We start from the raw sequence: 13939 nt of genomic DNA, 5'->3' as shown, positions 1-13939 counted from the left end.
GTTATGAAATTTTGCCGGAGAAATTCCTGCCGGCCATAAGCTTGTCTATCACCGCCGCGCCGACCGCGTCCCCCCAGACATTCAAGGATGTGCGGAAACGGTCAAGTAGCCAGTCAACTGCAAGGAGAAGCGCGATGCCGTCAAGGGGGAGGTGTACCGCCTGCAGGACGATGACCATTGTCACAAGCCCTGCTTCTGGGATGCCCGCGGCGCCGATGGCGGCGAGCGTTGCCGTAATGAAGATGATCACCTGCTGGGTGACCCCCATGTCTGCGCCGTACGCCTGAGCGATGAACATGACAGCCGCCGCTTCATAAAGCGCCGTGCCGTCCATGTTTACCGTCGCACCAAGAGGGAGGACGAATCGCACGCTACGGTCGCTAATGCCGTTCTCCTTCGCGCATTCCATCGTTATCGGCAGTGTTGCAGAAGAGCTTGCCGTGCCGAACGCAGTGAAAAGCGCGCGGAACATGCCGAGGTAGTATCCGATGCCGTGGCGCGTAATCAGGAAAAGGAGAATGGAGAGGAACACGAAATGAATAGTAAGTCCCGAAAGGACCGTGAACACATGCCAGCCTACCGCTTCTATTTCGGAGAAGAAGGCGTCACCGCCGCCAGCCTTTCCAAGCCTCGCGGCTATCAGGGCGAATATCCCCACGGGGGCGAAGTACATTATCCATGTGACGATCACCATCACCGCTTCGTTAAGTCCTTCGAAAAATCCGGCAAGATGATCGGCTTTTTTGCCGACTTGGCTCATGGCGATCGCAAGCATGATGGAGAAAATAATTATGGGAAGGAGCTGGCCGTCCGCTGCCGATTTGACAAGGTTTGGCGAAACGAGGGAGAGGACAATGTCGCTGATGCCTGTTTCGGTCTTGTCCCGAATGCTGTCAAGCGCTTCAATGTTCGGGATGCTAAGCCCAGCGCCGGGCTGGACGATATTTACCACCACCAGGCCGATAAAAACGGCAACCGCAGTCGTCGTCATGTAGTAAACAAGCGTTACTCCACCCATCCTGCCGATGCCGGATGTCTCTTTCATGGAGACAACCCCGCATATGACCGAGGAGGCGACAAGCGGAACGATGGTCATTTTCAGCGCATTCAGAAAGAGGTCGCCCAGCCATCCAACGGCGATCATCGACTCCCCGAAATACCATCCAGAGATTCCGCCCGCGAGCACACCTACGACTATCAGTCCAAGGATTATTATGGAGTTGTCATTTTGAAGATTTTTGGCTTTGTTCATTGATCACATATCCTTAATGCTTTTCTGTATCTCCTGGATGCGCTTGGCGGTGTCCCGGAAATATTTATCATTTTTATAGACGGAGAAAAAGAATTTGGAGGCTTCCTCAAGTTTTCCCGCTTCCTGCAATGTTACCCCCAGTTCATATCGAAACTCCATTTTTCTATCTCTGGTAGATGCCTCTTTCGCCCCCTTCTGCAGAATATCGACAGAGTTCCTGTATTTTTTCAGGTTACGATAGCATACGCCAGCGAGGAGGTTGGATTCTTCGCGGTATTCATCGTTCCCTGCCAGATGGAGAAAAAGATTGATAGCCTCATGGTTTTTGCTGGCATCCATGAACGATTTTGCTTTTTTAAATTCCTCATCCGGCTTCAGCCTTTGCGCCGGTTCGGGCTCCTTTTTCGTTTCATGGAGCGGGATATCCTGTTCCAGGTAGGGGAAAAATTTTTCTGTGAGATCTTCTTCGGTATCTTCCGGGCCGATAAGCTGGACGAGATCTATCGGTTCTTCTTCTCCAAATCCCTCGAAAAACTTATTCAGCTGTTCGAGAATCCTGTGGCTGGTGCCCTCTTCCAGTACGAAGAAGTTGTTCACCTTGAGCTTTCTCAGCTTTATTTCAAGTTTTATGTCTATCTTTTCCGCGTAGACGAAAAGTTCACAATCTTTCAAGTCAGCGTCCCCGCGGATCCGGTTGAGGATATTGTCGGCATCACTGGAGGCTTCATCTGCGCCCGTAATAATCGCTTCAGGTTTTGCCGCTTTCATCTTGGCAAGAAGCCCATCACCGCTCCCCGTTTCAACCTGGAATCCAAGCTTTTTAAGATTTGATGGCAGTTCTCCCTTTCGCGTGAAGTCGTCCTCGATGATAAAAACAGCTTTTCTTTCCATTTTTTTAAATATTTCCCAGTCACTAATGATACTACATGAAGGAGCGTATTGTTTGACGCCGCTCTATTCGCAAGGGGGAGGTGGAAAATGCCGGGGATTTCCTATCTGGCAGGCTTTGAGCTTATCATTTCCGCGTATTCGGTGTCTCTTGCTCTCAGTTTTTCGGAGATCATTGCCGCCAAACTTTTATAAAGTTTCAGGCATAGTTCGGGCTTTGATGTTCGAAGGACAATCTCGTTAATGGCAATCAGAAGGGTAGATTCCATGGCTGCAACGGTTGCGGATCTCGGCATCTTGTCAACTATAGTCATCTCGCCGAAACATTCTCCCGCCTTTAGCCTCTTTACCTCTACATTCTTTCCATCGACTATCTTGGTGATTATTACGGCGCCTTTCAGAATGACGTACATCTTTGCGCCGGATGTTCCCTCCTGGATTATCACTTCCCCTTTTTCAAATTTCTCTTTGTTTGACATGCTGAAAATAGTGAATAGTTCATCTTCCGTGAAATCGGCGAAAAAGATGTAGTTCTTTTTCAGCTCGTGCACCACCCGGAGCTGGTCGTAGGAGAAGGTGCCGGTGGCGCTGAGGTTTTCGGCCTCTTCGGACGCCTTTTTCTCAATGGCGGTCAGCACCAGCTCAATGGTGTCGGAAAAAGCCTCGGCATTCTGATATCGGTGCTCCGGTTTTTTCCCCATCGCGCGATGTATGAGGTCGCTTATCCTCTTGTCGATGTTCGATATCTTGTCCAGGGGTTCCGGCTCCTGCTTGATGATGGATGTAATTACCTCTTGGAGATTCTTCCCGTTGAACGGTTTTTTGCCGGATATCCATTCATAGGCCATAACACCGAGGGAGAAGACATCCGACCGCTGATCCAGATCCTTTCCCCGTATCTGCTCTGGCGACATGTAGTGAGGAGTTCCCAGTACAAAGCCCTTTTCGCTCTCTTCCTTTCCGCCAGTTTCAGGTGACGAAGGGAGTTTTGAACTGTCCATTATCCTGGCAATGCCGAAATCCATTATTTTCGGGTAATTGGTCGGAGTTATCATAATATTTGCCGGCTTGATGTCCCTGTGCAGTATTCCGCGCAGGTGGGCGTAGTGGAGACCTCTTGCGGTCATTGCCAGGAGCCTAAGGAGGCTGTCTATCGGTATCGGTACCTTTTTCGCAATGTACTCTTTTATGGTCCTGCCACTTACGAATTCCATCACAAGGAAGGGGTAATCGTCATGGATACCTATGTCGTATATGGAGGTAATGTGGTTATGGTTCAGCTTACCGATTATCTTCGCTTCCTTGAAGAAAAGATCGACGATCTTGCTCCTTTCAGAGTCATTTTTGATCTTCTCCAGGCGCAGGTATTTTACGGCGACTTTGCGGTCTATCATCTCGTCATATCCGAGATAGACGACACCCATGGCTCCCTGGCCGACCTTCTTCTTTATCTGGTAGCGGCCGATAGTTTCCGGTATCTCAACGGTCATATCTTCTTCCCAAATTATTCGGCGTTAACTCCCCCCGGGGAAACTGCTCCTCTCAGGGTATTATATGAGGAATTCATGCCTAATGCATAACCGGCAGGGAATAAAAAAATGGCGGGAAAACCGAATCGGGGCGTTCCCGTTATATAATGATGCGCGTGAATAATGGAGCGTTACTTGAAGCGAAAAATCTGCGGACATGGTTCCCCATCCATGGGGGGATCCTCGCGCGCCGGACCGGAAACGTAAAGGCTGTCGACGATGTATCCTTCAAAGTATATCCCGGCGAGACGCTTGGCCTTGTTGGGGAAAGCGGGTGCGGCAAGACAACGCTCGGGCGTTCCGTTCTCCGCCTGATAGAGCCAACATCCGGCGAAGTGCGGTTTGAAGGGAAGGATATCCTTTCAATGAAGCGCGAAGAGCTGCGCGGAACAAGACGGCGCATGCAGATAATTTTTCAGGATCCATATGCATCGCTGAATCCTCGCATGACAGTCGGGAAGATAGTCGCTGAACCGCTTGAAATACATAAACTGGCTTCCGGGAGCGAACTCGATGAGAGAGTGGCATCGCTCCTCGCCCAGGTGGGGTTAAGGCCTGAGCATTCCCGGAGGTATCCGCACGAATTCAGCGGGGGGCAGAGGCAGAGGATAGGGATCGCCCGCGCCATCGCACTGAACCCGAATTTCATTGTCGCGGACGAGCCGGTCTCGGCGCTTGACGTATCTGTGCAGGCGCAGGTGCTCAATCTTCTGCAAAAGCTGAAAGAGGATTACGGGATTGCCTACCTCTTCATCTCGCACGACCTCTCCGTCATCCGACATGTCAGCCATCGCGTCGCCGTGATGTACCTAGGCCAGATAGTCGAAGAGGGGACAAGGGAAGAGCTTTTCGCCAACCCTGTCCACCCGTACACGGAAGCGCTCCTCTCGTCCGTGCCGGTGCCAGACCCGAAAAGGAAAACCGGAAAGATTGTCATAGGCGGCGATATTCCTTCCCCCGCAAATCCCCCGTCGGGCTGTTATTTCCATACACGATGCCCGGTAAAGGTGGAAGCGTGCAGGGATATCCGTCAATCACTGAAAGGTGTAGCCTCCTCCTCAAGCGGAAGCCATCGGGCCGCGTGCATGGTGAGGGTGCCTTAGGGTGCCGTCCGCGCGGAATATCTCTCTACCGTACGGTTCCGGAAAAGTTGGCGCGAGCGTTCCCCAAAACTGGCGGCTTGAAGAGCTGACCGCGCCGAAGAAGAAGCCTCTCCGTGATGTAACTGCGCTACTGGAAAAGATACTTGATAATCCGGTCGGCTCCCGGCCTTTCAATGCGATATTCAAAGACAGGAAGAGGGTCGCGATAGTCGTGCCAGATAAAACGCGGAGGTGCGGGGTCGATATTCTTTTGCCGACGGTATTGGAACGGCTTGAGAAAATCGGAATTGCGGATATCACTATCATATTTGCGACCGGGATACATCCGGGACAGAGCGAGGAAGAGAAGCGCGCCATCGTAGGTGAAGAGATATATTCGAAATACAGATGCGTCGACCACGATGCGCGGGGGGAACTGGCGGATGTCGGCGCTTTTCTCGGCAAACCGCTGATGCTAAACAGGGATGTCGCCGAGGCGGATGGGAAGATTATCATCGGCGGGGTGAAGCTCCATTACCTGGCCGGATTCGGCGGTGGGCGGAAAGCGATAATGCCGGGTGTCGCATCGCATGAGAACTGCATCGATTTTCACAGGCTGTCGCTGAATGCGGAAGGGAGCGGACGGCATCCACGTATCGGGGCGGGGATACTGGAAGGGAACCCGATGCACATAGCGGCGACGGAAGCGGCGAAGATGGCAGGCGTCGATTTCGTCATCAATACGGTGCTGGATGAGGAGGGGATAATCGTATTCATAAATGGCGGCACGTTAGAGGATTCCTTTGCCGAGGCGGTGAAGGAGGCGGAATCGCTCTCGGTGGTTCCGATTAAAGGGAAGGGTGATGTTGTCATCGCTTCATGCGGAGGTTATCCGGCGGATATCAACTTTATACAGTCGCAGAAGTCGCTCGATTTTGCATACAGGGGCGTGAAGCCTGGCGGCGTACTGGTGTTGCTGGCGGAGTGCCGCGACGGTATCGGGAACGCCGATTTTTTAAAGTGGTTCGATCATCGCTCCGTTGGCGAGATGGACATGGCATTGCGGAAAAATTTCGTCATCAACGGACAGACAGCGATGGCGACAAGGGAGAAAACGGAAGCGGTGAAGGTGTTCCTCCTTTCATCGTTGCCGGATGAAGCTGTGATCAGGATGGGGATGACCCCCGTCCGAACTTTAGATGATGCGTTAAAGGAAGCGCAAAAGATAGTGGGGGATAACGAGCTTGACGCCTTCCTCATCAAACACGCCTCCTCCTTCATGCCGATAGCGAAGTGAGATAAGGTCTAAATTCTCCTTTTCAATTATCCTTTCTCTATTATGTAAAAGAATTCTTTGTTCTATTCTTTCAATGATAAGGTTTTCCTCGATAACGCCGTTTGCAGTTGCAATAGCGGCTACTGAAACACCCATATGTATTGCCAGTTCATTAAGCTTTTGTCTCCGAACATTAGGATCCTTTTGTTCCATGATTGTTTCGAGTTCGCCCATCCATTTCTTTTTCATTTTATTCTCTCTCCAAATGAAAGTGCCATCTTTGATATTCGTTTTATGGGTCTCTTTATCAGGTCAAATATTGAGAAAATCCTCTACTTTTATTCCGGCCTGTTTCAGTATGGCTCTTAGTGTTCCCTCCGGCATATCGCCAGGATGGTTTGGAACGGTTGTCCTTAAACGGGTAACGGGATTTCTCCATATTTCATGGCTCCCCTTGGCATTTCTATCGAACTCAAATCCGGCCTTTTTAAGTTTGCGTACTACTTCCACATACCGAAAGCCTGCAAGCGGCCCCATTAACCAATTCCGACTGCGATATCGATATCAATTTCCTTGTCCGGTTTCCTGATTCCTTCGGGCATAGGGTCGCCATGTTCTTTGTAGGATTCTATAAGCTTTCTGGCTACGTCATGGGCTATTTCGATAGTTTCAGACAATGTTCTCCCTTGTGCTACAAGACCGGGGAGATCTTTGCTAGTGGCAACGTACCCGCCCTCTTCAAGAGCTTCAAGATGCAGTTTAAAGTAAACCTCGCTCATATACATACCTCCGCTTCTCTATTTATTGAGCAGTTTTGCTTTCGTTTCGATTATAGCCGAATTTGTATTAGGGGGTTAAATTATCGGAAGCAGTTCGGCCAGCAATGGAGTTGTTCTGCGCGGAGGCGGGAGAGGAAAAGGCAACCTGTGAAGTGAGGAGCGCTGTATTGGTTAGTCCCAAATGCCGGTCAGTGGCTATGGTTATATTTACGGCAAAGGGATAAAGTATGTTGAAAGCTGGATCCCCGCCGGAGTTTACCACGCACTTTATGCGGGGCGGGAATGACGCGGAAGAGCGGGGCAGGAATGAGAAAGGGAGTCGAAATGTTTATAGCGATGGAGAAGAAGTAGAACAAGATGGCGACGAAGGCGACGGTATATAAAGTAAAACTCAATGTGTCGGATATGGACAGGAGCTATTTCGAGGAGATGTCCGTTACTATCGCGCAACATCCATCAGAGACGGCGGAGCGGATGATGGTGCGCCTTCTTGCGTTCGCGCTTCACGCCTCGGAGGATCTCAAATTTACCGAAGGGGTCTCTTCCGAGGATGAGCCGGATATCTGGCAGAAAAGCATGACGGACGAAATCGAAATCTGGATAGACGTTGGTCTCCCGGACGAGCGGAGAATAAAGAAGGCGTGCAACCGCGCAAAACAGGTTTACGTTTACGCCTACGGCGGGCGACCGGTTCAACCGTGGTGGGACGGTATAGGCGAAAAAGTAGCGCGCCATGAGAACCTGAAGGTTATCGCCCTGCCATACCCGGCAACCAAAGCGCTAGGCGAGATGGCCGACAGGACGATGGCTCTTCAGTGCACCATTCAGGATGGGCAGATTTGGCTCGACGATTCAAAGAGGAATATCGCTGTCGAGCCTGAGTTGCTGCAGGGGTAGTAGATTTGGCAGTAGATCGTTCCTTGATCCTCCGTCAGAATCGAGGAGAGCTGTGAAGTTCTGTTCCTAACGGTTTGGAATAGCAGTGAGATGGGTGCGCTATCCCTCCGGCTCAGGCTCCAGTCCCTCGTATAAAGCCTCACCCTTGTGCCGCTTTACCACCGCACGGTAGATGTTTGCCGACTGCTCTGTCACATACTCCGAATCACCGATGGGATTTATCTTGCGCGGGTTCGGCAAAGCTATTGCTAGACGTGTAGCCTCTTCTAGCGTCAGTTCCGTCGCCGGTTTATTGAAGTAGTGCCGTGCGGCCGCCTCGGCGCCGAAAATCCCATCGCCCCACTCGGCGACGTTCAGATAGAGTTCGAGAATTCTTCTCTTGGATAATGTCTGCTCCATCCGCCATGTGATTATCGCTTCGCGGAGCTTCCGGGTCGGCGTTTTCTTCGCGGAGAGGAAAAGGTTCTTCGCCAGCTGTTGCGTGATTGTGCTCCCTCCCGCTTTAAGTTCCAGTTCCTTGATATCCTTTATCAGGGCGTTTTGTATTCCGTCGATATCGAATCCGTCATGGTTCCAGAACTTGTCGTCCTCCCGTATCAGCACTGCGTCGACAAGGAACGGTGATATATTCGCAAGCGGGATCCACTGCTGGACAACCTTCTTCTTCCTCCCCTTTCGTTCCCACTCATTCTCCCTCAGTTGCATGAAAGAGGTTTTCTTCGGGTTTTTGGTTTTAAGTGAGGAGATGTCGGGGTAGGTCAGAGAATATCCTACAAGTCCCCCCGCGGGGATGGTCACCAGGGCGGAAAGGACCACGATCCTTTTCAATCTGCGGAAGAAAGGCTCAAACCGCCAGATAAACATCCGCACCTTAAAAATAAATAAGCTGTTTCGAAACATCCATTCTCTCTTTCATCCGTTCTCGACCATGTTTTATCCTGTAAATTCCATTATAAGACGGCAGACCTTCCTTGCCGAAATTTCGTCAATATGCGGGCCTGTCGGAAGGTTCAGCACCGTTTCGGAATATCGTTGCGACAGCTTGTTCCCGATATATTTGCACGATTTGAAACCTTCAAGCTCTTCAACCGAGTATTCGATGAACCGCCCAAGCTCTATCCCCTGTTTTTCCATGAATTCGACGAGCGGTTCCGGCGGTGAGATGCGCGCCGCGTAGGTCGAGTAGACGGAACCTTCCGTTGCCGGGGGGAGGCGGAGGAACGGTGTGCCATCCAGGATTTCATTGTAGATTTTCGCGAGTTTTTTACAGCTCTCCGCTATCCGGTCCAGCTTCTCCAGTTGCGCCATGCCGACCCTCGCCTCCAGCGGTGACATCGCGATAAGGAAATCGTTCGGCATCCCTGTTTCGCCTCCGTCATCGTCGGTGAATATAGGATTGGATATCCCGGCTCTCTCCAGCCTGTTAAGGAGCGCGTAAACGGGCTGGATGAAGGCGAAGGATGCAAAGAGAAGATAGAAAAATCTCCTTATCGACTTGAGAAGGGGCGCCGGTTTCAGACGTTCCCTGGAAATGCTTCGGAGTCTCCTGGCGAGTTCATCGTCGTCAGTGGCGACCATCCCTCCGAAGATGGATGTCATCGGCTTGCTTATGCTAAGGCCGTAGAGGGCGGCGACGCCATGTTTTCGCACAGGCCTCCCTTTCCATTCGGCGGTGAAAGCGTGCGCGCAGTCCTGGATGATCTTGATATGTCCATGTTCCCTCTGGATGGCATTCAGCCTGTCGAGGTCGACAGGTTCGCCGAAAAGGGATGTTGCGATGATCGCCGCCGTATTTTCGGTAATCGCCTCAAGCGCCAAATCGAGATCCATGTTGAACCCGTTCTCTTCGCAGTCGACGAAGACCGGGGAGTTCCCGCTATGCGCGATTGCGTTCGGCACTACAACGCATGTGTAGGCTGGGCAGATGATCTCCTTCCCCTTTATTCCAAGCGCTTCGAGGAGAAGGGAGAGTCCTGTGCGTCCGTACGGGAAGGCTATTGCGTGTTTGTGTCCAAGTTTTTGCGCGAACGCAGTTTCGAATATTTCGACATCGTCTGTGCGAGGGATGCGGAGTGCGGCGGCGAATTCACTGACGCCAAAGGAGGGTCTGTACCGTGACAACATTCGGGAAATTCCTTTTGCGGGGATTAATTGGAGGCACCGCCCGGATTCGAACCGGGGATAGCGGATTTGCAGTCCGCGGCCTTACCACTTGGCGACGGTGCCCCATGCAAAGATGAGCATTATACACCCAACTTGATATAACGCCATATAGCGCTGTTTTAAAAGTTTTTCAGCAGAGACCGGTCGGTATGTGCCGGAGTTGCCGGGCTAATGCATTTTCCTTTTTCCGTCATATTTCAGCTGGAGCCTGGTAATTGATTTCGCCTTGCCGGTTTTTTCATCCGCTTCCACCAATACCGCGCACATTATTCCTTCCCCTTCCGGCACTTCCATGAAGCGTTGCGGGATGAGGGTGTGGAAACGGCGCATAGCCTCTTCCCTTTTCAGCCCGATAATGGAATCTATCGGGCCGACCATCCCGACATCGGTGATGTATGCCGATCCGCCATTGAGTATCCTCTCATCGGCGGTCTGCACATGCGTATGGGTGCATGTTATGGAGGTGACCCTCCCGTCGAGATAGTATCCCATCGCCTGTTTTTCGGAGGTTGCCTCGCCGTGAAAATCGACGAATATCAGGTTCGTTTCATTTTTAATCCACCCCAGTATCTCGTCAGCCGACCTGAAAGGGTCGTCGTAAAAGTTCATGAATACCCTCCCCATGAGATTTATGACGCCGATCTTGAAACCGTTTATGTCATAAACCCTCGCGCCGGTGCCGGGCACCGTGTTCGGCGGGTAGTTGTGAGGGCGCAATATCCTCTTTTCGTGGTCAAGGAGTTTAAGCGCTTCCTTTTTGTCCCAGATATGGTTGCCGGAGGTGATAACGTCCACACCCATCTCGAAGATCTGATCGGCTGTTCCCTTGGTGATCCCGAAACCGCCGGCGAGATTTTCGCCGTTGGCTATCACGCAATCGACCTTATACATGTCTACAACCTTCGGCAAAGTGGCCTTCAGGGTTTCCCTGCCGATATTGCCGATTATGTCGCCAATAATTAGTGTCTTCATCTGGGGCGCGTCCGCCGGATTACCGCGCGAACTCGGTAACTCTTGTTTCCCTGATAACGGTTACCTTTATTTCGCCAGGGTAGGACATCTCGTTCTCGATCTTCTTGGCGATATCCTTGGCGAGAATATACGCTTTTCCGTCGTCTATCTTGTCGGGCAGAACAGAGACCCTTATTTCGCGGCCAGCCTGAATGGCGAAGGTCTTTTCCACTCCGGCGAAAGAGTTCGTTATCTCCTCAAGCTGTTTGAGTCTTTTTACATAGGCTTCGAGCATTTCCGATCTCGCTCCGGGGCGGGAGGCGCTAAGGGCGTCCGCGGCGGCAACGAGAGTTGCTATTACAGATTCCGCTTCCACGTCCTCGTGGTGCGATTCGATCGAGTTAATAACGATCGGTTTTTCCTGGTATCTTCTGGCAAGGTCGGCTCCTATGGTGGTATGTTTTCCTTCCACCTCGTGGCTCGTGGCTTTTCCTATGTCGTGAAGGAGTCCCGCCCTGCGGGCAACTTTTTCATCCAGTCCTAGTTCCGCGGCCATCATCCCCGCGAGATACGCTACCTCTTTGGAATGGAGAAGCACGTTCTGCGAATATGAGGTTCTGTATTTCAGGCGCCCAAGAGATTTGATGATCTCGGGGTGGATGCCGTCGCAACCGACTTCCAGCGCCGCCTTCTCACCCTCCTCGATGATCGCCCTGTCGAGCTCCTTCTTGACCTTGTTGATAATGTCTTCGATGCGGGCCGGATGAATTCGTCCGTCATGAATAAGTTTTTCCAGCGCACGGCGGGCGATCTCCCTTTTGATAGGGTCGTAGCATGAAAGGATGACCGCTTCCGGAGTATCGTCGATTATGAGGTCTACGCCAGTGAGGGTTTCGATAGCCTTGATGTTTCGCCCTTCGCGACCGATAATGCGCCCCTTCATTTCGTCACCCTCAAGCGGCACTACCGAGACTGTGGATTCCGCTACCGTGTCGGCCGCGCACCTCTGTATTGCAAGTCCGATAGTCTTCTGCGCCTTGATATGAGCTTCTGCCTTTGCCTGGTCGTCTATTTTTTTAATGGTCATTGCGGATTCATTTCGGGCCTGTTCGTAAAGCTGGTTTTTGAGTTCATCCTTTGCTTCTGTGCTCGACATGTTGGCGATTTTTTCCATCCTGGCGATCTGTTCCGACAGCATGTCCTCATATCTTTTTTCGGAGGCTTTAGCCTTGTCCATCTGGTGCTGTAGCTCTTTTTCCCTGGCTTCAAACTCGTTTTCACGCTGTTCTATCTGATCCAGTTTCCTGTCGAGCGTATTCTGCCTCTGTTGCAGACGCCTGTCGGTGTTCATCTGTTCCCGCTTTGATTCGCGCATCTCTTTTTCGAATTCATTGCGCACCTTGAGTATCGCTTCCTTCGATTCAAGAAGGGAGTCGCGCATGATGTTATCCGCGTCCTTCTTCGCGTTTCGAAGTATCTGTGCGGCCTTGTTCTTGGCTTTCATTATTTTTCTTGATTCGATCAGCCAGTTCACCGCGAAACCAAGCCCGAATGCCGCAAGGCTGATACCGAAGTAGGTTAGTGTCGAAGTACCGTTCATCTCATATCTCTCCTAAAAAAAGGCGCTAAGTCCTTTGACCATTAGGCAAATACAAGACTGGATATGAAGGATCCCGAGGAGCGATCCATTAAACTGAAAGGTCTATTCTATCTTGTTGCTATCGAATGAACTTGAACCGGTATTGCAATACCTGTAGATTCTGCGAAAATGTTCTGAACAGTTTTCAAAGAACCTTTTAATTCATTTTTCCATCTGTAACCATTATGGTTACTGGAATCGTCATTTTTGCTTATCCGTGATGTGGAGAAGTTTAATTCCCCGGCGCCACAAATTACCGGCCTCTTCAAGCCGATTAGAAACCCTATCAGTTTAAAAATCATTCCTACAGAAAACCTCTTGATTTTCCAGCCTTGTCCCGTAAAACCGACTCTCTCTTTTCCAGACAGCCATGAATCTTACGGCTCTTTCAATTTCTATTTCCCTGTCAGATACAATATATTGAAACTTGTAAGGTTGTCAATGAATATTGATATTGTTTTTTAAAGTGTATCAATTTTGATACATAAGGGGAAATAGTAGTAAAACTGGGATATAATCCGATTCAATATGGCAATCGGAAATGATGACCTTTTGGAAAAGCGGATATCGCATAATCTATCTGTAATAAAAGGGAAGATTGCCAAAGCGGCCGAGAGAGCGGGGCGCGATCCCGGCGGGGTAACCCTACTGGCCGTAACAAAGATGGTTGAGATAGATTCCATTCGCGCGGCGATAAGGGCCGGTATTACGGCTGTTGGAGAGAACAGGGTGCAGGAGGCGAGGGAAAAACAGGAGATGGTAGGTCTCCCTGCCGATTGGCACTTTATCGGACACCTTCAGAAAAATAAGGTAAAATACGTCCTTGGTAATTTCTGTTTAATACATTCCGTTGATTCGTATGAACTTGCGATTGAAATAAACCGCCTTGCGTCCGTGAGGAAGCTGGCGCCGCAGGATATGCTCCTGCAGGTGAATATCGGGGAAGAGGATTCAAAGCACGGTCTGCACCCTTCAGAGGTAATCGCGGAAACCGAGCGGATATCTCTCCTCCCTTTTGCAAGGATAAGGGGTTTGATGGCGATACCTCCGGCTCCACCGAATGACAACGCGGAGTATAGCAGGCCGTTTTTCAAAAGAGTGGCGGAGCTTAAAGGGGAGATAACCAAAAGAGGATTTGAAGGGGTATCGATGGATATCCTCTCTTTCGGGATGTCCGGCGATTATGAAGTCGCTATCGAGGAGGGTTCCACGATCGTTCGAATCGGTACGGCAATTTTCGGAGAAAGGGACGCGTAGGGTAGACGGATGCTGAGCGGAAGGAAGATAGGTTTCATCGGAAGCGGTTTCATGGCCGAGGCGCTGGTGAAGGGATTGCGGAAATCAGGGATGGCAAAACCTGCCGACATCACCATGACTGACATTCGGGCCGACAGGCTTGAGTACATGGAACGGGAGTACTCCGTACAAACCTCCGGCGACAACGAGAAGATGATTAAAGAAAATGACATGATAATTCTCGCCG

The 13939-nt window shown here is 50.9% G+C and carries 17 protein-coding genes and 1 tRNA gene; 6 read left to right on the top strand and 12 right to left on the bottom strand.

What is annotated here, in order from left to right; translation table 11 throughout:
• Window position 1 precedes the first annotated feature (1 nt).
• From OEY64_07580 to OEY64_07570, 3 genes are all read right to left on the bottom strand, one after another.
• Entirely contained in the window at window positions 2–1252 is a 1251-nt protein-coding gene (locus OEY64_07580) for a dicarboxylate/amino acid:cation symporter (protein MDH5542809.1), read from the bottom strand.
• A gap of 3 nt (window positions 1253–1255) precedes the next feature.
• Window positions 1256–2143 (bottom strand): hypothetical protein, encoded by an 888-nt coding sequence (locus OEY64_07575; GenBank protein ID MDH5542808.1) that lies wholly within the window; start codon window positions 2141–2143, stop codon window positions 1256–1258.
• A 101-nt stretch (window positions 2144–2244) separates the two neighbouring features.
• Entirely contained in the window at window positions 2245–3630 is a 1386-nt protein-coding gene (locus OEY64_07570) for a serine/threonine-protein kinase (protein ID MDH5542807.1), read from the bottom strand.
• A gap of 146 nt (window positions 3631–3776) precedes the next feature.
• On the opposite strand from OEY64_07570, the gene OEY64_07565 reads away from it, so the two are divergent.
• Together OEY64_07565 and larA are read left to right on the top strand one after the other, a co-directional pair.
• Window positions 3777–4772 (top strand): dipeptide ABC transporter ATP-binding protein, encoded by a 996-nt coding sequence (locus OEY64_07565; GenBank protein ID MDH5542806.1) that lies wholly within the window; start codon window positions 3777–3779, stop codon window positions 4770–4772.
• Between the two features lies 1 nt (window position 4773).
• Window positions 4774–6048 (top strand): nickel-dependent lactate racemase, encoded by a 1275-nt coding sequence (gene larA, locus OEY64_07560; protein MDH5542805.1) that lies wholly within the window; start codon window positions 4774–4776, stop codon window positions 6046–6048.
• Here the strand turns inward: larA and OEY64_07555 are convergent.
• From OEY64_07555 to OEY64_07545, 3 genes are all read right to left on the bottom strand, one after another.
• Window positions 5959–6276, bottom strand: coding sequence for a hypothetical protein (locus tag OEY64_07555; GenBank protein ID MDH5542804.1), 318 nt, complete (start codon window positions 6274–6276; stop codon window positions 5959–5961). The two genes, larA and OEY64_07555, sit on opposite strands and share 90 nt — an antisense overlap.
• Window positions 6277–6339: 63 nt before the next feature.
• Window positions 6340–6564, bottom strand: coding sequence for a type II toxin-antitoxin system HicA family toxin (locus OEY64_07550; protein MDH5542803.1), 225 nt, complete (start codon window positions 6562–6564; stop codon window positions 6340–6342).
• Window positions 6564–6806 (bottom strand): type II toxin-antitoxin system HicB family antitoxin, encoded by a 243-nt coding sequence (locus OEY64_07545; protein MDH5542802.1) that lies wholly within the window; start codon window positions 6804–6806, stop codon window positions 6564–6566. The genes OEY64_07550 and OEY64_07545 overlap by 1 nt, the downstream gene beginning before the upstream one ends.
• Window positions 6807–7033: 227 nt before the next feature.
• Between OEY64_07545 and OEY64_07540 the strand changes: the two genes are divergently transcribed.
• Both OEY64_07540 and OEY64_07535 read left to right on the top strand, forming a co-directional pair.
• A complete protein-coding gene (locus tag OEY64_07540; GenBank protein MDH5542801.1) occupies window positions 7034–7189 on the top strand; it encodes a hypothetical protein in 156 nt (51 codons plus the stop codon).
• Window positions 7164–7703, top strand: coding sequence for a YaeQ family protein (locus OEY64_07535; GenBank protein MDH5542800.1), 540 nt, complete (start codon window positions 7164–7166; stop codon window positions 7701–7703). The genes OEY64_07540 and OEY64_07535 overlap by 26 nt, the downstream gene beginning before the upstream one ends.
• A 99-nt stretch (window positions 7704–7802) precedes the next feature.
• On the opposite strand, the gene mtgA is transcribed toward OEY64_07535, so the two are convergent.
• The 6 genes from mtgA to OEY64_07505 form a co-directional block, all read right to left on the bottom strand.
• Window positions 7803–8567, bottom strand: coding sequence for a monofunctional biosynthetic peptidoglycan transglycosylase (gene mtgA / locus OEY64_07530; protein ID MDH5542799.1), 765 nt, complete (start codon window positions 8565–8567; stop codon window positions 7803–7805).
• A gap of 69 nt (window positions 8568–8636) precedes the next feature.
• Entirely contained in the window at window positions 8637–9827 is a 1191-nt protein-coding gene (locus OEY64_07525) for a DegT/DnrJ/EryC1/StrS family aminotransferase (GenBank protein MDH5542798.1), read from the bottom strand.
• 28 nt (window positions 9828–9855) lie between these two features.
• A tRNA-Cys gene (locus OEY64_07520) sits at window positions 9856–9929 on the bottom strand.
• 105 nt (window positions 9930–10034) lie between these two features.
• Window positions 10035–10838, bottom strand: coding sequence for a TIGR00282 family metallophosphoesterase (locus tag OEY64_07515; protein ID MDH5542797.1), 804 nt, complete (start codon window positions 10836–10838; stop codon window positions 10035–10037).
• Between the two features lie 19 nt (window positions 10839–10857).
• Window positions 10858–12417 (bottom strand): ribonuclease Y, encoded by a 1560-nt coding sequence (gene rny / locus OEY64_07510; GenBank protein ID MDH5542796.1) that lies wholly within the window; start codon window positions 12415–12417, stop codon window positions 10858–10860.
• Window positions 12418–12524: 107 nt separating this feature from the next.
• Window positions 12525–12758: a hypothetical protein gene (locus tag OEY64_07505; GenBank protein ID MDH5542795.1), complete on the bottom strand. Its 234-nt coding sequence runs from the start codon at window positions 12756–12758 to the stop codon at window positions 12525–12527.
• A 226-nt stretch (window positions 12759–12984) separates the two neighbouring features.
• Between OEY64_07505 and OEY64_07500 the strand changes: the two genes are divergently transcribed.
• Together OEY64_07500 and OEY64_07495 are read left to right on the top strand one after the other, a co-directional pair.
• Entirely contained in the window at window positions 12985–13713 is a 729-nt protein-coding gene (locus OEY64_07500; protein MDH5542794.1) for a YggS family pyridoxal phosphate-dependent enzyme, read from the top strand.
• A 9-nt stretch (window positions 13714–13722) separates the two neighbouring features.
• Window positions 13723–13939 (top strand): NAD(P)-binding domain-containing protein (locus OEY64_07495; protein MDH5542793.1); only part of this gene is annotated, 217 nt, incomplete at its 3' end.

This window comes from Nitrospinota bacterium (genome assembly GCA_029881495.1).
Lineage (GTDB): Bacteria > Nitrospinota_A > UBA7883 > JACRGQ01 > JACRGQ01 > JAOUMJ01.
This window is presented reverse-complemented; position numbering and strand designations above follow the sequence as displayed.

What these genes read in the sequence shown, in the direction of transcription:
- OEY64_07580 (MDH5542809.1), bottom strand. Translation starts at nt 1,252, where the DNA reads ATGAACAAAGCCAAAAATCTTCAAAATGACAACTCCATAATAATCCTT.
- OEY64_07575 (MDH5542808.1), bottom strand. Translation starts at nt 2,143, where the DNA reads ATGGAAAGAAAAGCTGTTTTTATCATCGAGGACGACTTCACGCGAAAG.
- OEY64_07570 (MDH5542807.1), bottom strand. Translation starts at nt 3,630, where the DNA reads ATGACCGTTGAGATACCGGAAACTATCGGCCGCTACCAGATAAAGAAG.
- OEY64_07565 (MDH5542806.1), top strand. Translation starts at nt 3,777, where the DNA reads ATGATGCGCGTGAATAATGGAGCGTTACTTGAAGCGAAAAATCTGCGG.
- OEY64_07555 (MDH5542804.1), bottom strand. Translation starts at nt 6,276, where the DNA reads ATGAAAAAGAAATGGATGGGCGAACTCGAAACAATCATGGAACAAAAG.
- OEY64_07550 (MDH5542803.1), bottom strand. Translation starts at nt 6,564, where the DNA reads ATGGGGCCGCTTGCAGGCTTTCGGTATGTGGAAGTAGTACGCAAACTT.
- OEY64_07545 (MDH5542802.1), bottom strand. Translation starts at nt 6,806, where the DNA reads ATGAGCGAGGTTTACTTTAAACTGCATCTTGAAGCTCTTGAAGAGGGC.
- OEY64_07540 (MDH5542801.1), top strand. Translation starts at nt 7,034, where the DNA reads ATGTTGAAAGCTGGATCCCCGCCGGAGTTTACCACGCACTTTATGCGG.
- OEY64_07535 (MDH5542800.1), top strand. Translation starts at nt 7,164, where the DNA reads ATGGCGACGAAGGCGACGGTATATAAAGTAAAACTCAATGTGTCGGAT.
- mtgA (MDH5542799.1), bottom strand. Translation starts at nt 8,567, where the DNA reads ATGTTTATCTGGCGGTTTGAGCCTTTCTTCCGCAGATTGAAAAGGATC.
- OEY64_07525 (MDH5542798.1), bottom strand. Translation starts at nt 9,827, where the DNA reads ATGTTGTCACGGTACAGACCCTCCTTTGGCGTCAGTGAATTCGCCGCC.
- OEY64_07515 (MDH5542797.1), bottom strand. Translation starts at nt 10,838, where the DNA reads ATGAAGACACTAATTATTGGCGACATAATCGGCAATATCGGCAGGGAA.
- rny (MDH5542796.1), bottom strand. Translation starts at nt 12,417, where the DNA reads ATGAACGGTACTTCGACACTAACCTACTTCGGTATCAGCCTTGCGGCA.
- OEY64_07505 (MDH5542795.1), bottom strand. Translation starts at nt 12,758, where the DNA reads ATGATTTTTAAACTGATAGGGTTTCTAATCGGCTTGAAGAGGCCGGTA.
- OEY64_07500 (MDH5542794.1), top strand. Translation starts at nt 12,985, where the DNA reads ATGGCAATCGGAAATGATGACCTTTTGGAAAAGCGGATATCGCATAAT.